This window comes from Streptomyces sp. T028 (assembly GCF_048159505.1).
In the GTDB taxonomy this organism is placed as follows: domain Bacteria; phylum Actinomycetota; class Actinomycetes; order Streptomycetales; family Streptomycetaceae; genus Streptomyces.
This window is the reverse complement of the sequence record NZ_JBLRVZ010000024.1, coordinates 24,578-42,959: the sequence shown is the minus strand read 5'-3', so window position 1 is coordinate 42,959 and position 18,382 is coordinate 24,578. Positions and strand designations below refer to the sequence as shown.

Genomic DNA, 18,382 nt, shown 5'->3' with positions numbered 1-18,382 from the left:
GGGTGAGCCGCTGCGGACTGGTCGGCAACCGAACGAGGCGCACACTGGTAGTGCACACGTCTTCCGGGGGTGCGCCGGTACCGCGACCGCGGAGGCGTCCGCTGATCCCTGGCCCAGCCCGCCGACCAGGAGGAGCCATGCCGACACTCAGCGCATCCGCCCGGCCGGGGCCTGTGCCCTCCATCGGTCTGTGGCACCGCACGCTGCGACTGCTTGCTCAAGTACGCCGTCCACGTCCGGCTGCTGCCTGCCTGCCGCGCACGTCCCAGGTACGCGCGCTGATGGCCGTACTCGACGACGCGGTGGCGGCCCAGAAGCCCGTCGACGCGGCGGTGGCCGCCTGCGGTGCGCCGGAGGGCCCGACAGGGCAGGCCGCCCAGGACTGCGGACGAGCCGGTTCCCGGATCCACCAGTTGTGCGCCCGCCTGAGGGAGCTTCCGCTCACCCAGCCCGACCTGGTGGAAGTACGGGCGCTCGCAGGACGGTTGCTGTCCTACGACCAGTGGATGGTGCGCCAGGCCCTGAACCTGGCCTTCTCCGCGCACCCCGACGCCCGGACCGAGGCGGCGCGGCTGCAGTTCAACGGACTGTGCCGACCTGCCGACGACCTTCGACGGCTGCGAGACGCCCTGGAGGCGATCAGCCCCGAAGCAACGTGGCACTGACCGGCACCGACAAGGCCAGGAGACCACTGTGGAGTGTTCGGTGAACGACGAGCACGGTCCTCCGCCCCCGCCCCATGGGGACACGCCGACCGGACCGCGTTGACGGCCCCGTCCGTGTCCGCCCGTACGCTCGGCGCCGTGACACTGACAGACGGAACATACCGACTCGGACCGACGACCGGCCGCCTCTTGATCAGGACCGGCCGCGCCGGGCTGGGCCGCCGGGCGGGCCACGACCTCACCATCGAGGCCACCCGATGGTCCGGAGAGGCGGTCGTGACCGCCGGGGCCCCGGACAGGTCCTCGGTGAGTGTGACGGTCGAGACGGACTCGCTGGAGGTCCGGGAGGGAACGGGCGGACTGAAGCCGCTCACCGACGCCGACCGGGCAGAGATCAAACGGACGTTGACGGACAAGGCCCTGCTGCACACCGCAGAGCACCCCACGATCACCTTTCGTTCCACTCGCATCACGGGAACCCCTCAGTCCTTCGAGATCACCGGGGAGCTCACCATCAAGGGCCGGGCCCACCCGGCGACGGTGCACGGGAAGGGGAACGGCGCCGGCCTCCTGCGCGGCTGGGCGACCGTCACGCAGTCCGCCTGGGGAATCAAGCCCTACACCGCGTTCCTGGGCGCGTTGCGGCTGGCCGACGAGGTCCGGGTGGAGCTCGAGGTGGCCAGGCTCGACCCGGCGGACAGCCCCGGGTAGCAGCGGCGTGCGGGCCGGCCGCGTCGGCCCGTCACGGCCACCCGGCCGTGCCCGATGTGGGAAAATTGAGTACGAAGAGCGCGAACCGAAACAGGCAAACGCAGGGATGCTCTGCGGAAGCCGTAGGCAGCCGCACCGGATACGCGGCGAGTATTTTCCCGGCACACGAGACCACAAAACAGAACGATGCGTATGTACGGCGCTCCCCACGAGGGGGAGGTAGCTGCCGCGGCCGTTGACGCCCAGGGTGTCGTGACCGCGTGGAGCCGCGGTGCCCGGCTGCTTCTGGGATACGCACCAGGGGAGGTCGTAGGGCGCCCGGCGTCGGATCTTCTCGCCATCGGCCTTCCGGAGTCCGCGCATCGGAGCATCATGCGGCGGGAGGCGTGGCGCGGACGGGTCGCACTGCGGAACAAGACGGGTCGTCCTGTGGAAGCCGATCTGAGGGCGTGCCCGCTGATGGACGCCGAGAAGCAGGTCCAGTGGTTCCTCCAGGCCGCCATTCCGCAGGAAGGCGACAATATCGGCCTGGCACTGCAACACAGCCTGCTCCCGCATCACCGGCCCGCCCAGCTGGCGGTGGAGACGGCGACACGTTACCTTCCGTCGGATCCTCAGGCCGGTGTCGGAGGCGACTGGTTCGATGTCATCCCTCTCTCGGGTGCCCGTGTGGCCCTGGTTGTCGGCGACGTCGTGGGCCACGGCATCCATGCCTCCGCAGCCATGGGACGTCTGCGCACCGCGGTGCGCACCCTCGCGGATGTCGACCTGCCCCCAGACGAACTACTGACCCAGCTCGACGATCTGATCCTGGAAGAGATCGAAGAGGGGATCGAATCAGTCGGGGAGGTTGGCGCGACCTGCCTCTATGTGGTCTACGACCCGGTCTCCCGCCATTGCACGCTGGCCAGCGCCGGCCATCTCACCCCGGCAGCCGTCACTCCGGACGGCTCCGCGGCCTTCCTGCCCCTGATACCAGGCCCCCCACTGGGCGTGGGCGGCGTGCCCTTCGAAGCCACCGAAGTCCAGCTGGCCGAAGGCACCTTGCTTGTTCTGTACACGAACGGACTGGTCGCGGCCCGCGACCGCGACATCGACTCCGGACTGCGGGCGCTGCTGCGCGTCCTGGCCGCGCCTGTCCCGCCGCTCGAGACGACCTGCGACACCGTCCTCAAGGAGCTCATGCCAGGGCGGCCGGATGACGACGTCGCCCTCCTCGTCGCCCGCACTCAAGCGCTGGGTCCCTCCCATGTGGCCTCCTGGGACCTGCCCGCCGACCCGGCCGTCGTTGCCGACGCGCGTCGGCATGCCGCCGACCAGCTCATGACATGGGGTCTGCAGGAGGCCACTGCCACCACAGAGCTGGTCGTCAGCGAACTGGTCACCAACGCCATCCGCCACGCCAGCGGCCCGATCCGACTGCGGCTGATCCGCAACGCCACCCTGATCTGCGAAGTCTCCGACTCCAGCAGCACCTCACCGCACCCTCGACGAGCCCGCGGCCTCGACGAGGGCGGCCGCGGCCTGTTCCTGGTCGGCCAGCTCACCGAGCGCTGGGGCACCCGCCACACGCTCACCGGCAAAACCATCTGGGCAGAGCAGCCCCGGCCCCTCCATGCCCGTATCCAGCCCTGGCGCCTACCCGCGGCGAAAGCCCCGCTGAAGACGCCCGCGTGAGTGACCGCCGCTCCGGCCGTGCCGTGCTGTTCAGGGCCGAGGAGTCTCTTCCAGGAGTGAACCTGGGCCGCGTTTGACGCGGCGGAGCCTGCTGATCGTGGACACGTGCGCCTGCTGGCGGCACCTTCAGACCGGTCCGTCGTCCCGAAGCTGCCCGGAGGGAGTGGTCCGCTCGGCCGGCGAGGGGTGCTGGATGCGGGCGATGAGCAGGACGACGTCATCGTGTTCGGTTGGGTCGCGCAGGTCGTGGAGGAGCTGGTCGCAGGTTGCCTCCAGCGGTTGCTCGGGTTGGTCGAGACAGCTGAGGAGGGTGCCCAGGCGTGCGTCGATGGGCTGGTCGCGGGTTTCGACCAGGCCGTCGGTGTACAGAACGAGCTGGTCGCCCGGGGCCAGCTCGACGCGTGTGGTGGTGTAGGAGACGCCGCCGACGCCCAGCGGTACGCCCGTAGGCAGGTCGAGCAGTTCCGACGCGCGTCCCGAGCGCCGCAGGGCCGGCGGCAGGTGCCCGGCGAGAGAGATACGGCATTCGCCGCGATGCGGGTCGTATACGGCGTACAGGCAGGTGGCAATGGACTGTTCGAGGCCGGTGGTGCTGTGGTCGAGGTGTTGCAGGACCTCGGCCGGGTCGAGATCGAGGTCGGCCAGCGCGCGTGCGGCGTTGCTCAGCTGGCCCATGGTCGCGGCGGCGGCGACGCCGCTGCCCATGACGTCGCCGACGACGAGGGCGGTCTTGTCCGCGGTGAGGGGGATGACGTCGAACCAGTCGCCGCCGACTTCGCTGGCGGCCCCAGCGGGCTGGTAGCGGTAGGCGATCTCCAGGCCGGGCCGGGCCGGGGGATGCTGGGGCAGGAGCGTGCGCTGGAGGGTCAGGGCGGTGTGATGCTCGTGCTGGTACCAGCGGGCGTTGTCGATGGACACCGCGGCGCGAACCGCCAGCTCGCGGGCCAGAACCAGGTCGTCCTCGTCGAAGGGCAGCGGGTTGCGGATGCGTTTGAGGTCGAGCACGCCCAGCACGTTGCCGCGGGCCGCGAGAGGCACGACCAGATAGGAGTGGAGGCCGGCCCGGGTGAGGAAAGCCGCCGCCTCGGGATCACGGGCGATGGCCCGCACATCGCGGTCCTCGACATGCGGCACGAGGATGGGGTTGCCCGAGGTCGCGCACTGGGTCACCAGGCGGTCCGCATCGTACTGTGCGACCTCGCCCACGCGCTCTGCGGCTCGGACGGCCTGGGAAGGATGGCCCGCCTTCACCGCCAGGGCGCGGAAGAGAGCGGAACCCTCCTGCGGCGCCGTGGATGTGCCGCTGGCGCTGATGACGGTGTCGAGGACGTCGACTGCGGCCAGGTCCGCGAGGTCGGGCACGACGATGTCGGCCAGTTCGCGAGCCGTCTGGTCGAGGTCGAGCGTGGTCCCCACCAGGACGGAGGCTTCCGCGATGAGGGCGAGGCGCTGTCGCGCCTGGTGGGCTTCGGTGACGGCGCGATGCCGCTCGGTGACATCGATCACGGTGGTGGCCAGCCCCAGCACCGCACCCATGGGGGCTTCCAGCCGGTAGAAGGAGACCGACCACGCGTGATCACTGCCGGGATCGGCGGGGGTACGACAGCCGAGCACGTACTGGTCGAGGAGGGGGACTCCGGAGTCAAGGACCTGGCGCATGCAGGATTCGATCATGTCGACGTCGAGGAAGGGCAGGGCTTCGCGGACGTGCCGGCCGATGTGCTCGCCGGCAGGCAGGCCGTTGATGCGTTCCAACGCCGGATTGACGAGGACGTAGCGCAGGTCGGTGTCCAGAATCGCCAGTCCGATCGGCGCCTGGGAGATCAGACGCGTGGACAGAGCGAGATCCCGCTCCACCTCGTGCAGGTTCGCCTGATCGGTGACCAGACCCAGCGCGTACAGTACCTTGCGGTCGTCCGTCAGCCGCATGTTGCGGAATTCCAGCAGCCGGGTGCTGCCGTCCTTGTGGCGCGCGGGGAAGACCCCACCCCAGCTTTCCCCGCCCTCCATGACGCGCGTGAACAGTTCGATCACCCGATCCCGGTGCTGCTCATGGATCAGGAGCCGACCCGCCGGCCGGCCCAGGGCCTCTTCGGCGCTGTAGCCGAACAACTCCTCGGCCTGTGGACTCCACAACACGATCCGCCCGTCCGCGTCCAGCACGACGGCAGCCACCTTCAACGCGTCCAGCAGGCCACCGGGCGCCGGGGGAATCCCTGCCCGGCCGGGCTCGGACCAGAAGGCTTCCATCGCGCTCATCACCCGGGCTCTCCCTCCGCCCGCCGCACCGCTCACCCTGCCCGCTGCCGGATCAGGCCCGCGCCACCGTGTTTGTCCAGTATCCCCCCGTATATCCCGTCATCACAGCCTCATCGTGGCAAGCATTGAGGGCCACGGACTTGATGCCACTCGGACAGACCCTTGCGCCGCCGTCCATCCCCGTACCGGCCGGTGGACTGTCAGGGGTTTCCTACCCCCGGTAGCCGGTCGTCCGATTGCGGCCGAGTCGGCACCGACTTAACGTCAATTCGTCACGATACGTGACAGATCCAACACTCTTCGTGTCGGATTCCCCTTTGGTGGCATCGAACGGAGCATTCATGTCGGTGATGACCGGTACCCAACCCCTGCAGCAGGCCGGCCCGCAGCAGATCGCCCAGCTGGTCCAGCAGGCCATCCAGCAGGCGTGCCAGCAGACGGCCCAGCAGGTCGCGCAGCAGGTGCAGCAGACGTTCCAGCAGATCCAGCAGCTCCAGCAGCAGCTCCAGCAGCAGGGCATCGCCCACCAGGCGCACCCGTACCTGGCTCTCGCGCTGCACCGCTCGATGCACGCGGGCATCCGGCAGGCCGTGGAACAGTCCGTGCAGCAGGCGCTGCCGACCGCGATCGTGGCGCTGCTCCAGCAGAGCCAGCAGGGTCAGCAGGGTCAGCAGGGTCAGCAGCAGTGGGGTGGCGGGTTCGGCCAGCAGCCGTACGGCCAGCAGTACCAGCAGCCTGGATTCGGCTTCGGCCAGATGGGTCAGCCGTTCGGTATCGGCTGACCTCAGGGCGGCTCGATGCGGTGTGCCCGGACCGGATTTCCGGGCACACCGCATCATCGTGGAAGCGTGAGCCGCCCCGTCGCCGGATCAGAAGCACACATACGACGCAGGCGTGGTGAGGGTGGATGGACGTGATGGTCAAGGAAAGGCCCGGAAACCGCCGCGAGAGCGGGTCCGGGGGTGAGGGCACGGGCGAGTCCGAACCCGAGAGCAGGCAAACGGAGCCACGTGAGAAAGGCGCGCGGTCGCTGCGCCAGGTGCAAACGCGCCGCGAGCGGTACATGGTGACGCCGCTGCCACAGCACCTGCTCCCACCGGGAGTGTCCGAGCTCAGCATGGACACGGTGTGTGACCGGCTGGACCGGCTGCCCGAGGTCAGGGTGATCCGCAGGCTCCACCCGTCGGAGAAGCTGCAATCGGCCGGGCTGCACCCTTCCTGCCCGAAGATCGCGGTTGTCGAGGCGGCCGAGTCCCAGGTGCCGGCGATGCGGTCGCTGCACGTACACATCGAGCCGGACCTGCCGCTGTCCGGAACCGGACCCACCGCCACGCCGACCGCGAGGATCCTGCCGCTGCTCGATCCGGGGCTCGTCACGCCGCTGGACGAACCTGTGCGAATCTCGCTGCGTGTGTGTGGCCCGGAGGGCGAACCGCTGGCCGGCGCGGGGGTGTTCCTGATCGGGGCGTCCTGGCCGGGCCAGGGCATCACCGGAACCGACGGGACGGTCACCGTCACACTGGCCACAGAGACCGCACAGTCCGTTCAGTCCCTGTACGTCCGGCCCACGGGCGGCTACCTGGACCGCTGGATCCCTCGCCCGGACCTGTCTGCGGCCCAGGAGAACCTGGTCACCCTCACGCCGCTGGGCAAGGTGTCCCCCGGGCTCGACGAGAGGCAGCAGTACGGCTGGGGCCAGCGGGCCATGCGGCTGGACCGGCTGCCTCCCACGTTCCGCGCCTTCGGGACCAAGATCGCGGTCATCGGTTCGGGCGTCGCCGCCGAACACCCCGATCTGAAGGAACGCGTGCGCTCCGGGACTGGTCTGTCCGCCGGCACGGAACGGGGCTGGGACCGTGACCTGGTGGGTACCGGTACGCATGCGGCCGGCATCATCGCCGGGGCGGACACCGGCATGGGCCTGATCGGTATCGCGGTCGACGCCGAGATGGAGGTCTGCCAGGTGCTGCCGGACGGCTGCTTCAGTGATCTGATCGCAGCCCTGGACCACTGCATCGAACGCGAGATCGACGTCGCCCACATCGCCGTGGCCAGCCCACACTCGTCGGCCCTGGTCTCACGCAAGCTGGCCGACGCGAACGCGGCGGGCATCGCCTGTGTCGCTCCTGCGGGCGACACGGCCGGACCGGTCGCCTTCCCGGGCTCGCTGCCCACCGTGTTCGCCGTGGGTGCGCTGGGGGTCTTCGGCTCCTATCCACCGGACACATCCCAAGCCACCCACACGGGCTCGCAGCTCACCCCGGAAGGGCTGTTCGCCGCGCCGTTCAGCTGCCATGGCCCCGGAGTCGACGCTGCCGCCCCCGGCGTGGCAGTTCTGTCCTGCTCCCCCAGAGGCGGATACGCCGCCCTCGACGGTACCGGCGCGGCCTCGGCCCACGTCGTCGGTCTTGCCGCGCTCGTCCTCGCCCACCACGAGGACTTCCACGGTCAAGTGCCGCCCCGCGGCCCTGGCAGGGTGGAGCACCTGTTCGGCGTCATCGCCGCCAGCTGCCGCCCGCTGGCCGCTCCGGGCACGGTGGAGGCGTCCCGCGTCGGACGCGGCCTGCCCGACGCGCTCGTCGCCCTCGGCCTGGCCCCCGGAGTACAGCTCGCCCCAGCCTTGTCGCCCTACACCCCGTCCATGGCCGGTTAGGCCGATTCGTTCGGATCGCTTTCCGCTGGCCGAGGTTGTCGTTGATGATGTCCGCGTGACCAACCGCATCAGCGCTCTGATCTCGGCCTTCGGTGTCCTCGCCAACACGGTGATTCTCGTCGGGGCCGTTCGTGAGTACCGCTCCGGAGCGTCGGCTCTCTGGATCGCGGCTTGAGGTGTGATCTTCCTCAGCGCCCTCTACGCACCTGTGCGTGACGCGCGGCGATTGGGCACTGGGCGGGCCACCTGACGAACGTCGCCGTTCCCGGTTGTGTCCCTCTGCCGCTGATCCGCGTGTGCCGTTGACCGACTGCCGAGTCCGCGAGCGTCCGTGACTCACCCAAGACGCTGGGTGATGCGTGACCACACGTTCGGCGTGCCGGAGGGCGTGGGGGCGGGGCGGCCGTCGCGGAGCTGTTTCCATGTCGGTTTCGGGCAGCGTCCCTGGGGCCGGACGTTCGTGAAGTTGACGTAGGGCACCCGGCGCGGAGGAAGGCCGATCTCGACCCAGTGGGCCTTGCCGGACGTGAAGTCCCAGCCGTCGTTGGGGATGCGGACGTGGTCGGCGCGGTCGTCCTTGTTCTGGCTGGTGATCTGGAGCACCTCGACGTGGCGGAGGCGGGGCCTCATGACCACGCAGTAGTGGGGCAGTTCGGCGTCCGACTCCCGGAAGGGGACCAGGGCGTGCCAGATCTCGCCCGCGGCCGGGCGGCGGCGGCCGCCGTTGAGGCCGCCGTTGTCCCACCAGCGTGCCGCCCGGTGGCAGAGGAGCGCGGCGAGGCCGGCCGCCCCGCTCTGGGCCAGGGAGCGTGAGCTCCACTCGGGTGAGTCGAAGCGGGCCCCGGCCCAGGCGACGGCGGCCCAGCCCAGGACGAGAACGGCCGCCGTACGGGCGAGGAACACCCACGGCGGGAAGGGGCGGGTCCGGCACGTGAACGCCGTCACGGCTGCGGCGGCCGCGACGGGTACGCCGTACAGGACGGCGTACTGGTCGAAGCCGTGCACCTCCTGCGGCGGCTTCTGGGAGGCCATCAGGTCGGGCACGGTGACCGGCAGCGCCAGGGCGTAGCCGACCAGGACCCACAGGTTCAGCAGCAGACAGCCCCTGCCGGCGATGCCCAGGCAGGACGAGTTGGTACGACGGGACACGGATTCCTTCCGCTTTCTTCCGCTTCGTTGCGCGACGGCCGGGTCAGGGCGCCTTCCAGAGGGTCAGCTCGGTGACGTAGTCGCGTGCCTTGAAGCCGGCCCCGTCCTCCTGGAGGACGACGTCCTTGAAGCTGAGCATCGCCAGGTTGCCCTCGTCGGTGACCGTGCACAGAACCGTGCCCGGGGTCAACTGCTCGCCCTGGGCGTCGCCGTCGAGTTCGGAGGGCAGCGCGTTGGTCGCCGCGCCCTGGGCGCACTCCTCGGGGGTGGTGCCCGCGCTCTTTCCCGCGGTCGTCACGAAGCGCAGGGTGTGCCGGCTGCCGAACTCCTCGTATTGCAGCTCGGCTCCCGTCGTCGCGCTGGAGGCGTTCGCGTCGATCTTCGGTGCGTCCAGGTCGACGGTGGTGTACGAGCTGCGGCCGTCGGTGAACTGGGCGCGCAGGGTGAGCGGCTTGTCCTTGAAGATCTCCGTGTAGCCGTTCGGCGTCGCGTTCGCGGTGGGGGAGGTGCCGGTGTCCGGTGCGGGGGGTGCTCGGGGTGGTCCCGGCGGGGTCGACCAGCCGCCCCTCGACGCGCCCCCGTACACCCCGCCCCGGCAGAGAGCTGAAGTCAGCGACATCCGGCAGCCGCTGGGCGCCCGACTCCCGCCGGGCGTAGGCGGCGACCGCCCGTCCGAGCGGGTGTTCCGAACCCTGCTCCACAGCGCCGGCCAGCCGCAGCACCGCAGCGCTCCCGAGCCCGTCGGCTACGGCGGTCACCCGGGCGACGGTCATATGGCCGGTGGTGAGCGTGCCGGTCTTGTCGAGGACGACGGCGTCGAGATGCTGAAGCCCCTCCAGCGCCTGCGGCCCGGTGACCAGGACACCCAGCTGGGCACCCCGGCCGGTCGCGGCCATCAGCGCGGTCGGGGTCGCGAGCCCCAGCGCGCACGGGCACGCCACCACCAGGACGGCGACGCACGCGGTGATCGCCGCCTGCGGATCGGCCCCCGCGCCCAGCCAGAACCCGAGCGCGGTGGCGGCCAGCGCCAGCACGACCGGCACGAACACCCCCGCCACCGAGTCCGCCAGCCGCTGCGCCCGCGCCTTCCCCGCCTGCGCCTCGGTCACCAGCCGGGTGATCCGGGCGAGCTGCGTGTCCGCCCCGACGGCCGTCGCCCGTACGAGCAGCAGCCCGCCGGCGTTGACGGCCCCGCCGACCACCGCCGACCCTGGCCCCACCTCCACGGGCTCGCTCTCGCCGGTGACCAGGGACAGATCCACGGCCGAACTGCCCTCCGTCACCCGCCCGTCGGTGGCGACCCGCTCTCCCGGCCGGACGACGAAGACCTGCCCCGCCCTCAACTCCTCGATGGGGATGAGCCGTTCGGAACCGTCGTCCTCCCGGACGGCGACCTCCTTGGCCGCCAGCCGCGCCAGCGACCGCAGCGCCTCCCCGGTCCCGTGCCGGGCCCGCGCCTCCAGGAACCGCCCGGCGAGCACGAACAGCGGTACGCCGACGGCTGCTTCGAGATAGATGTGCGCGATCCCGTCCGAGGCGGAGGGCACGAGCGTGAACGGCATCCGCATCCACGGATCGCCCGCGCCGCCGAGGAAGAGCGCGTACGACGACCAGGCGAAGGAGGCCACCACGCCCAGCGACACCAGGGTGTCCATGGTGGCCGCCGAGTGCCGCAGCCCCCGCACCGCCCGCTCGTGGAAGGGCCAGGCCCCCCACACGGTGACCGGCGCCGTCAGGGCGAAACACAGCCACTGCCAGTTGAGGAACTGCAGGGCCGGCACCATCGACAGCACCAGCACCGGAAGTGCGAGAACGGCTGTCACGACCAGCCGGTGGCGCTCCTGCCTGGTTTCGTCGGACTCGTCGTCGGCGTCCTCGGGCTCCTTGGCCCTGGGCGGCTCCGGCAGGGCGGCCGTGTAACCGGCCTTCTCGACGGTCGCGACGAGTTCGTCCGGGCTGATGCCCGCCGGATGACTCACCCGAGCCATCCCGGTGGCCAGATTGACCGTGGCGGTGACCCCGTCCAGCTTGCCGAGCTTCTTCTCGACACGATTCACGCAGGCCGCGCAGGTCATGCCGCCGACGGTCAGGTCGGTCGTCACAAGGACGGTCCCTGGTTCGGCGCCCATCAGCCGTGTCCTCCCTGCATGCCGTCCATGTCCCCCATGTCGTCCATGCCTCCACCACTCCCACCGCCACGGTCACTGCCGGTCCTGTTGCCGTGCATACCGGGTGCGACAGGACCGGCGCCGGCACCCACGACGTAGGACACCGTGAAGATCAGGACCAGCAGCAGGAGGAAGCCGCAGAGCGCGGGTGGGGGTGCCGCCTTCCGTGGGATTGCGGCTGCGCCGCTCAAGGGGGATTGCCGGGACTCGTCCATCAACCGCGTCTCCAGGTCACGTCGTACGGCGGCGCTCGTTTTGCGCCGTACCGATTCACTGGTCGGACAAGCCACGGGCCGGGTTCCGAAGGAGATGTATGGCGCGCGTCACACATGGTGTCCCTGCCGCCAGATGTCCGACGGCAGGGGCACCGACCGGTCTACTCGCCCGGGATCCGGCGGAACGGTTGCGGGCGACGGCGAACACCCCGGCCGCCAGCCCCAGCACGCCCACGACCAGCCCGGCGACACCGGGCCCACGGGCGGTCGAGTCGCTGCTGGACGCGGTGGCCGTGGAGCTGCCCGAACTCTTCGTGGTCGCCGAGGCGGCCGTGGTGGAGGCGCTGCCCTCGGCCGTCCCCTCCGCGGCCTCCGCGGCCTCCGCTCCCTCCGCTCCCTTCGCTCCCTCCGCTCCCTTCACGGTGAGCTTGACGACCGGCGCCGGGTTCTCCGGCTCGTCGTCACCGGACGCGGCCCATCTCGAAGCCCTTGAGCGCATTGTTGGTCCGCCCAACTTCGTTCCTGCGGGCATAGAGCGCCCGGTCAATGTCTGGCGTCACGGAACTTCGAACCGCGTGCCATCGAACGTTGACGGATGCGGGTCTGTGTCATCGAAGATTGATCGAGCTGATCAGGGGCCCCCGCGGAGCCGGGCCCGGTGCCGCCCCGGGGCCCCCGGAGGGTGAGCTGCTGCGGCACATGATCAACGTTCTGGGGGCCTCCGGCAGCTGCCACCCGGAACTCACCCCCCAGCCAGACCTCGCCGACCTGGAGCGCCTCGTCGACGCCAGCGGCATCGAAGCGAAGCTGACGACCGACCTGCCCGACGACCTTCCACCCACGGTTTTGTGCGCCTTCTACCGCACCGTCCTGGATGCGTTGACCAATGTCCGCAAACACGCCCCAGGCGCCACAGCGACCGTCCGCATCCACCACGTGGATGGCGCCGTCCGCTCCGCCCTCACCAACACCGCCCCCAACAGACGCGCGTTCGCCCTGCCAAGCGCCCATCACGGCCTTGTCGGCCTGGCCCAGAGAGCCGAACTCCTCGGCGGCACCGTCAGGAGGCCGATGACGTACCGCGGACGGTCCAGGGGCGCATGGGCAAGACCGGCCCCCCGCGGACGGCGCCGACGTGCCAGTGGTGCCCCGGCTTCAGCCTCCCTTGCCCGCGGCCCGGGAACCTCTCTGGGAGGCGCGGGAGTCGGCTTGCCCGTCTCGCCCTGAGCGGGCCGGATGTCACGCCTCGCGGTGAAGACAACCTGTCTGTCCATCGGGTCAACAGACGACCCGCCGTTTGAGTGGTCACTCAAACAGGCGGCATTAAAGATGGTTTTCAGTCCGTGTGGGGCGGCTAACTTCTCCGCGACTCGATCAGGTTCCGTCCGGAGGACGGACATGCAGGCGGAGGCGAAGTGGCAGGGTGGCGCGGGCCGGGAATGGTGGGCAGGATCATCGCGGCAGTGACTCTTGCCGTGCCTTTGGCGACGGCCGACAGCAGCACACTCACGCAAGCGGTCGACGGGTGTGTCCTCCCGCCGGGCGTACTGACGGCGGACGACCTGCCCACCGGATCCTCCGTGCTCGACTGCGCGGCCGTCGGACGCCTCGTCACCCATGAGGGCGTCGGCGTCACGGTGCCCGAACCAGGCATGACGGTCGGCGTCGACGCCCTGGCGGTGGACGGCTCGCGGCATGGCTTCACCTTGGCGGTCGCCGCCGACGGCACGATCTCCTACGGCCTGGAGGCCCACGCCGGTTCCGGGGAGCGCCCCCGCGCCTCCGCCGCGGGCACTGCCGGCCGCGCCGCGTGCGCCGACGGCGCCTACGCCCTCTCCGGCCACAAGGAGTACGGCACCTACGACTGGTGGCTCGGCGACGACACCCTGCCCGGCGGTCTCACCCCTCGCGAGGCTCGCCGCGTCTTCGAGCAGGCCATCGGAACGATCACCGGCACCCGCAACGACTGCGGGTACGACGACGTCGTGGGAGCGCGGGCCAAGTACCACTCCCTGACCCGTCGTGAAGCCGGCATCGACCGCAAGGGTCACTGCACCGCACGCGACGGTCAGAGCGTCTGGGACGCCGGGGAGCTGAGCAGGGAACTCGTCGCCACGACCTGCTCATGGAGCCGCCGGGTGCGCGGCGGCCCGGACTGGCTGAAGGAGGCCGACGTCCGCTTCAACACCAGTGACTACACGTTCACGAACAATCCCGCCGACGACTGTACTGGCGCCTACGACATCCGCAGCGTCGCCACCCACGAGGCGGGACACGTCTTCGGTCTGGCCCATGTCGGCCCCGGCCACGAGAACCAGACCATGTTCACGAACTCGTTCGCGTGCACCACGGGAGCCCGCGCCCTGGGCCGGGGAGACGTCCTCGGCCTGAGTGCCCTCTACTGAGCAGCGCTTTGCCGAGCGACGCCGACGCCGTCGCGTGAACAGCCAGTGCCGGGGACGACGGACGGCCTCCCGTGAGCGAGTTCTCGTTCGAGGTCGTCCAGGGCGCGGCGGGCCGCGGTGATGCGGTCGAGAAGTGCGTGCCCGTCTTCGGACGCCTGTTGTTCCGGCAGAGCCGGTGGTTCCTCCTTCTCCATTTCCTTGGCCTCCTCAAGGGAGGTGAGAACGACCCCGATGAGGACGTTGACGAGGACGAAGGAGGCGATGAGGACGTAGGAGGTGTAGTAGACGAGGCTCCAGCGGGAGACCTCCAGGCCGGCGCGGACCGCGTCGCCGATGCCGTCCAGGGTCATCAGCAGGAAGAGGGTGAGGACCGAGCGGCCGATGGAGCCGTAGTGCTCGGGGTCGTGGCGGGCGAAGAAGACCCAGCCGACCATGGCGTAGACGTACAGGAGCAGGGCACCGACGAGCAGGAAGCTCAGGGTGCCGGGGAGGCTGCGGGCGACCGCGACCAGGACGACACGGAGCTGCGGCAGGAAGCGGGCGGTGCGCAGGACGCGGGCCAGGCGCAACAGCCGTAGGACGGTGGTGTTCTCGCGGACGACGGGCAGGAACGCACACAGGACGACGGCCAGGTCGAAGAGGTTCCAGGGGTCGCGGAAGAAGTCCCTGGGGCGGTCCGCGTGCGCGCCGAGGCGCAGCAGGATCTCGACAGTGAAGGCGGCCAGGCAGAGGTGCTCGGCGAGGCGTAACCAGCGGTGCCAGTCGGCGACCAGTCCGCTGTACGTCTCCACCCCCAGCAGCGCCGCGTTGGCGAGGATCACCGCGAAGACGGTGAGGGCGAACCAGCGGGCCTCGGTGAGGGCGCGGCAGCGGTGGGCCAGCTCCAGACGGGCGGGGTGAGCCGCCGTACCGGCGGTGGGGGCGTGGCGGTCCGGCATCCTGTTGTGTCTGCTCCTGGTGCGGGGTAACGGTCTCGGCCAACCGGTCTGGAAGGCGGCCTTGTTGAGCGGTCATGCTCCAGGAGAGACTTCTACAGCAACGTAGATTTCCGTGCGTCACCGGTCCGCCGATCGGGCGCCGCAAGCCCGGGAAAGAGAGCGCACGATGTTCGGCATGAGTGAGCTGGCCCTCATCCTCCTCGTCGTCGTGGTCATCCTCGGGATCAAGAAGCTGCCCGAGTTGACGCGGTCGGCGGGCAGGGCCGCCCGGATCTTCAAGAGCGAGGCCAGGGCTTTGAAGGAGCAGGACGCGGCTGGCGCTCCCGCCGGATCGAGGACGGTCGTCTCCGGCACAGTGGTCGAACGGGACGAGCCGACCTCGCGTTCCTGACGTAGGCGTCACGCCCTACTCGGTACGAAGGGCCACGGCGGTACGGGCTTTGGCCGCCCAGCTCGCGGGCAGCAGCGCGCCCAGGACGGCGATGAGCGGGCCCCCCAGGGCGAGCAGGGTCAGTTCGGCGGCGTGGTAGACGGCGAGTACGGAGTCCGGGAGGTTGAGGCCGGCGCTGTGGCCCATGGCGGGAATGACCCACCCGTGCAGAGTGACGCCGAGTGGAACGGCCAAGGTGCCGCCGGCCAGTCCGGTCACGACGACGGAGGTGACGACCATCGCGATCATCTGCCGCGGGGTCATGCCCAGGGCTTTGTGCACGCCGAGTTCCCGGACGCGTTCACGGGTGTCGAGCACGACCGCGTTGAGCACGCCCAGCGCGGCGACGGCAACGAGCACCAGCGTCAGGAGCGCCGACAGGGCGTTCAAGGTGGCGACCATGTCGCTGCCGCCTTCGGCCCCGCCGGTCCGGGCGGTGACCCCCAGCGGTTTCAGGCTCTTGTTCAGCGTGTCGACATAACTGGCCACGTCGGTGCCGGATTTCACCGCGATGTGCTGCGTGGTGTCGGTAAGGTCCGGGTGCGCGGGTGCGAGCGTCGCGGTGTCGGTGAACGTCTGCATGCCGTCGTTGCGGGGGTCGAGGACCTCGCCGACGATCCGGACCGTGACCGCCTCGCCCAGGCCGCCCAGCGTGACGGTGTCCCCGATGTGTTTACCGGTGGCGGTGAGGAAGCCGGTGGGCACCACGGCCTCTCCGGGCCCGTCGATCCAGCGGCCGGAGATCATCGTGTAGCCGCCCCAGGAGGCGTCGCCCGTGAAGGCGACGACCGCGGTGGTGCCGGCCACGCCGGGGACGGTGGCCCGGGCTGTCGCGGTGGTGTAGTAGGTCCGGGTCGAGGGCTGGGCGTCGATCGCCGCGGTGACCGCGGCGGCATCGGACTCGGGCCGCGTGTCGGCGATCGGACCGTCGGGGCCGGGTTCTGGCAGCGGCGCGGCCACGGTCACGTCGGCGGCGTCGTGGGCCCTTACGCTCGTCACTTCGCCGAGCGATGCACCCATGCCCACAGTGAAGGTGATGGCCGTGGCGCCGAACAGGATCCCCGTCCCCATGCCAAGGGCACGGGCGGGGCGGGCGAAGGGGCGGGTCAGCCCCAGGGCGAGCGGCCGTGACAGAGGCAGCCGTCCGGCCAGGCGTGCCGCCCACCGGCCGCGGTCCGTCCGCGCGCCGCGCCCGACGGCGATCGCGTCGACCGTGCGCAGCCGCCCGGCCCGCCAGGCGCTCGCCCATGCGGTCACCGCGACCAGGCCGAGCACGCCGGCGACCACGGCCGCGTCGACCCAGGGGGCGACGGCAAGGGACGTGGCGCCGTAGACGTCCTCCGTCTCGGACATCACCGGCACGGCCAGCAGGTGGCCCGCGAGGACGCCGAGCGCCATGCCGGCCGCCGCCGGGATGAGCGCCTGGCCCACGTAGGCCCGCACCACCTGCGCCGGGGTGAAGCCGATGGCCTTGAGGACGCCGATCCGGCGCAGTCCCGCACCCACGGTGCCGGCGACCACGTTGCCCACGATGAGCACCGACATGACCAGGCCCAGGACACCGAAAGCGAGGAGGAAGGGTACGTAGAGCGCGGTGTCGCGCTCGGCGGAGGCCCTGACGGTGAGCCAGGATTGCGTCCCCGTCACGGCCTTGGCTCCCGTTGTCACGGCCTTGCGGCCTGCCGCGACCTGTGCGGCGGTGTCGGCGGCGGTGAAGCGGTAGAGCATCTGGTAGCCGCCGGGGCGTTCGGGCGTGGTGAGCGCGGTGACCTGGGCCGGTGTCACCCACGCGTCGGCGGTCTGGGTGACCGAGCGGGCCGCGCCCACCACCTTCAGGGTGGGGTCGCCGGGCAGCCCCGGGAAGGTGAGTTCGAGACCGAGGGTGGGGAACAGTGAGGCGTCGGTGTTCAGCACGATCTCGCCGGGACGGATGGCCCAGCGCCCGGCGGTCAGCGTGAGGTCGTCGACCGCTCCGTCGGGATCGCCGCGGCCGACGACGGTCATCGGCCACTCGTCCGCGCCGTCGCGGACGCGTGGAGTGAGCGACACCGTGCGGAACGGGCCTGCCGAGGCTGCCACCCCGTCGGCGCGCCCGGTGTCCTTCGCCTGCCCGGCGCTGGTGCGGGCCGCGTCGAACTCCACGGACAGGTGCGCGCCGTGCTGCCGGGCGAAGGCGTCGTCGAACGGCGCGCCGGAGACCACCAGCAGCGAGCCTCCCAGGACGGACGCGGCCACCGCCATCATCGCGGTCAGGCCGATCACGAGCGTCTGTACCCGGCGCCGTCCCACACCCGAGCGCACCACCCGGCCCAGCGCGCTCATCGGGTCGCCCCCGCGCTGATGTCCTCGGCGATCCGACCGTCGACGATGCGGATCGTGCGGTCCGTGCAGGAGCGGGCCAGGGTGAGGTCGTGGGTGACCACGACGAGGGTCTGGCCCTCGGCGTTGAGTTCCCTGAGCAGCCGGCTGACGTCGTCGCCGGCGGCCGTGTCGAGCGCGCCGGTGGGTTCGTCGGCGAGGATCAGCGGCGGGCGGTTCATCAGCGCCCGTGCCACCGCGACGCGCTGGCGTTCACCGCCGGACAGCCGTCCCGGGTGGGCGCGGGCGTGCCGGTCGACACCGAGGGTTTCGAGGAGCTCCGCCGCGCGGTGATGCGCCTCGCCCCGCGCCATGCCCGCCAACTGCGCGGGCAGCGCGACGTTGTCGGCGACAGTCAGATCGTCGAGCAGGTTGAAGAACTGGAAGACCATGCCGACCTTGGAGCGCCGGTAGCGGGCCGCCGCGGCCTCGCCCAGCCGGTCGACCCGTACACCGTCCACGGTGACAGTCCCCGCGTCAGGGCGGTCCAGGCCGGCGATCAGGTTGAGCAGCGTGGACTTGCCACTGCCGGACGGCCCGAGGACCGCGACAGCCTCGCCGGACCGCACGGTCAGCGACACGTCGTGCAGGGCCGGCGGCCCGTCGTCGTATCTGCGCCTCACGTCGCGCAGTTCGATCACCGGCTCGGTCATGAAGGGCTCCTTGTGTCCACGCGTCTGGCGCCCTGGACGCTAGGCGGGCTCCCGGTCCGGCCACGTCCTCCGCCCGAGCCGTTCGTGGTCCTCCGTCGGAA

The 18,382-nt window shown here is 70.8% G+C and carries 14 protein-coding genes and 3 pseudogenes; 9 read left to right on the top strand and 8 right to left on the bottom strand.

Going from position 1 to position 18,382, the window contains the following annotated elements; translation table 11 throughout:
- Positions 1 to 137: 137 nt before the first annotated feature.
- From ACLZN2_RS23030 to ACLZN2_RS23015, 4 genes and pseudogenes are all read left to right on the top strand, one after another.
- Positions 138 to 665, top strand: coding sequence for a hypothetical protein (locus ACLZN2_RS23030; RefSeq protein ID WP_416980883.1), 528 nt, complete (start codon positions 138 to 140; stop codon positions 663 to 665).
- A 138-nt stretch (positions 666 to 803) separates the two neighbouring features.
- Positions 804 to 1,376 (top strand): YceI family protein, encoded by a 573-nt coding sequence (locus ACLZN2_RS23025; protein WP_416980882.1) that lies wholly within the window; start codon positions 804 to 806, stop codon positions 1,374 to 1,376.
- A 186-nt stretch (positions 1,377 to 1,562) separates the two neighbouring features.
- Positions 1,563 to 1,853: pseudogene (locus ACLZN2_RS23020) on the top strand (PAS domain-containing protein); the annotation flags it as partial.
- Positions 1,854 to 1,904: 51 nt separating this feature from the next.
- A pseudogene (locus tag ACLZN2_RS23015) lies at positions 1,905 to 3,053 on the top strand (ATP-binding SpoIIE family protein phosphatase); the annotation flags it as partial.
- Positions 3,054 to 3,179: 126 nt separating this feature from the next.
- Here the strand turns inward: ACLZN2_RS23015 and ACLZN2_RS23010 are convergent.
- The gene (locus ACLZN2_RS23010) at positions 3,180 to 5,312 is read right to left on the bottom strand and encodes a SpoIIE family protein phosphatase (protein WP_416980881.1); all 2,133 of its coding nucleotides are present in this window, start codon (positions 5,310 to 5,312) and stop codon (positions 3,180 to 3,182) included.
- A gap of 341 nt (positions 5,313 to 5,653) precedes the next feature.
- On the opposite strand from ACLZN2_RS23010, the gene ACLZN2_RS23005 reads away from it, so the two are divergent.
- Positions 5,654 to 6,094 (top strand): hypothetical protein, encoded by a 441-nt coding sequence (locus ACLZN2_RS23005; RefSeq protein ID WP_416980880.1) that lies wholly within the window; start codon positions 5,654 to 5,656, stop codon positions 6,092 to 6,094.
- Positions 6,095 to 6,429: 335 nt separating this feature from the next.
- A complete protein-coding gene (locus ACLZN2_RS23000) occupies positions 6,430 to 7,965 on the top strand; it encodes a S8 family serine peptidase (protein ID WP_416980879.1) in 1,536 nt (511 codons plus the stop codon).
- A 336-nt stretch (positions 7,966 to 8,301) separates the two neighbouring features.
- On the opposite strand, the gene ACLZN2_RS22995 is transcribed toward ACLZN2_RS23000, so the two are convergent.
- From ACLZN2_RS22995 to ACLZN2_RS22980, 4 genes are read right to left on the bottom strand one after another with little or no spacing between them, the layout of a single operon-like run.
- Positions 8,302 to 9,114, bottom strand: coding sequence for a hypothetical protein (locus ACLZN2_RS22995; RefSeq protein WP_416980878.1), 813 nt, complete (start codon positions 9,112 to 9,114; stop codon positions 8,302 to 8,304).
- Positions 9,054 to 11,243: a heavy metal translocating P-type ATPase gene (locus tag ACLZN2_RS22990; protein WP_416980877.1), complete on the bottom strand. Its 2,190-nt coding sequence runs from the start codon at positions 11,241 to 11,243 to the stop codon at positions 9,054 to 9,056. Before ACLZN2_RS22990 ends, ACLZN2_RS22995 begins: the two co-directional genes overlap by 61 nt.
- Positions 11,243 to 11,497 (bottom strand): hypothetical protein, encoded by a 255-nt coding sequence (locus ACLZN2_RS22985; RefSeq protein WP_416980876.1) that lies wholly within the window; start codon positions 11,495 to 11,497, stop codon positions 11,243 to 11,245. The genes ACLZN2_RS22990 and ACLZN2_RS22985 overlap by 1 nt, the downstream gene beginning before the upstream one ends.
- Before the next feature lie 55 nt (positions 11,498 to 11,552).
- Positions 11,553 to 11,996: a hypothetical protein gene (locus ACLZN2_RS22980; protein WP_416980875.1), complete on the bottom strand. Its 444-nt coding sequence runs from the start codon at positions 11,994 to 11,996 to the stop codon at positions 11,553 to 11,555.
- A 191-nt stretch (positions 11,997 to 12,187) separates the two neighbouring features.
- On the opposite strand from ACLZN2_RS22980, the pseudogene ACLZN2_RS22975 reads away from it, so the two are divergent.
- Positions 12,188 to 12,583: pseudogene (locus ACLZN2_RS22975) on the top strand (sensor histidine kinase); the annotation flags it as partial.
- 377 nt (positions 12,584 to 12,960) lie between these two features.
- Positions 12,961 to 13,902 (top strand): matrixin family metalloprotease, encoded by a 942-nt coding sequence (locus tag ACLZN2_RS22970; RefSeq protein WP_416980874.1) that lies wholly within the window; start codon positions 12,961 to 12,963, stop codon positions 13,900 to 13,902.
- Here ACLZN2_RS22970 and ACLZN2_RS22965 read toward each other — a convergent pair.
- A complete protein-coding gene (locus ACLZN2_RS22965; protein WP_416980873.1) occupies positions 13,896 to 14,840 on the bottom strand; it encodes an ion transporter in 945 nt (314 codons plus the stop codon). The two genes, ACLZN2_RS22970 and ACLZN2_RS22965, sit on opposite strands and share 7 nt — an antisense overlap.
- Before the next feature lie 175 nt (positions 14,841 to 15,015).
- On the opposite strand from ACLZN2_RS22965, the gene ACLZN2_RS22960 reads away from it, so the two are divergent.
- Positions 15,016 to 15,231 (top strand): twin-arginine translocase TatA/TatE family subunit, encoded by a 216-nt coding sequence (locus tag ACLZN2_RS22960; RefSeq protein ID WP_416980872.1) that lies wholly within the window; start codon positions 15,016 to 15,018, stop codon positions 15,229 to 15,231.
- 15 nt (positions 15,232 to 15,246) lie between these two features.
- Here the strand turns inward: ACLZN2_RS22960 and ACLZN2_RS22955 are convergent, their stop codons facing one another.
- Together ACLZN2_RS22955 and ACLZN2_RS22950 are read right to left on the bottom strand one after the other, a co-directional pair.
- On the bottom strand, positions 15,247 to 17,592 hold the full coding sequence (locus tag ACLZN2_RS22955; protein ID WP_416980871.1) for an ABC transporter permease: 2,346 nt from the start codon (positions 17,590 to 17,592) through the stop codon (positions 15,247 to 15,249).
- Positions 17,589 to 18,281 carry an ABC transporter ATP-binding protein gene (locus tag ACLZN2_RS22950; protein ID WP_416980870.1) on the bottom strand — a complete coding sequence of 231 codons (693 nt, stop codon included), beginning with the start codon at positions 18,279 to 18,281 and terminating at the stop codon, positions 17,589 to 17,591. Before ACLZN2_RS22950 ends, ACLZN2_RS22955 begins: the two co-directional genes overlap by 4 nt.
- Between the last annotated feature and the right edge of the window lie 101 nt (positions 18,282 to 18,382).

Coding starts and splice junctions, on each gene's coding strand:
- ACLZN2_RS22990 (WP_416980877.1), bottom strand. CDS start 11,243: ATGGGCGCCGAACCAGGGACCGTCCTTGTGACGACCGACCTGACCGTC.
- ACLZN2_RS22955 (WP_416980871.1), bottom strand. CDS start 17,592: ATGAGCGCGCTGGGCCGGGTGGTGCGCTCGGGTGTGGGACGGCGCCGG.
- ACLZN2_RS22985 (WP_416980876.1), bottom strand. CDS start 11,497: ATGGACGAGTCCCGGCAATCCCCCTTGAGCGGCGCAGCCGCAATCCCA.
- ACLZN2_RS22950 (WP_416980870.1), bottom strand. CDS start 18,281: ATGACCGAGCCGGTGATCGAACTGCGCGACGTGAGGCGCAGATACGAC.
- ACLZN2_RS23000 (WP_416980879.1), top strand. CDS start 6,430: ATGGACACGGTGTGTGACCGGCTGGACCGGCTGCCCGAGGTCAGGGTG.
- ACLZN2_RS22965 (WP_416980873.1), bottom strand. CDS start 14,840: ATGCCGGACCGCCACGCCCCCACCGCCGGTACGGCGGCTCACCCCGCC.
- ACLZN2_RS23005 (WP_416980880.1), top strand. CDS start 5,654: ATGTCGGTGATGACCGGTACCCAACCCCTGCAGCAGGCCGGCCCGCAG.
- ACLZN2_RS22960 (WP_416980872.1), top strand. CDS start 15,016: ATGAGTGAGCTGGCCCTCATCCTCCTCGTCGTCGTGGTCATCCTCGGG.
- ACLZN2_RS23010 (WP_416980881.1), bottom strand. CDS start 5,312: ATGAGCGCGATGGAAGCCTTCTGGTCCGAGCCCGGCCGGGCAGGGATT.
- ACLZN2_RS23030 (WP_416980883.1), top strand. CDS start 138: ATGCCGACACTCAGCGCATCCGCCCGGCCGGGGCCTGTGCCCTCCATC.
- ACLZN2_RS22980 (WP_416980875.1), bottom strand. CDS start 11,996: ATGCGCTCAAGGGCTTCGAGATGGGCCGCGTCCGGTGACGACGAGCCG.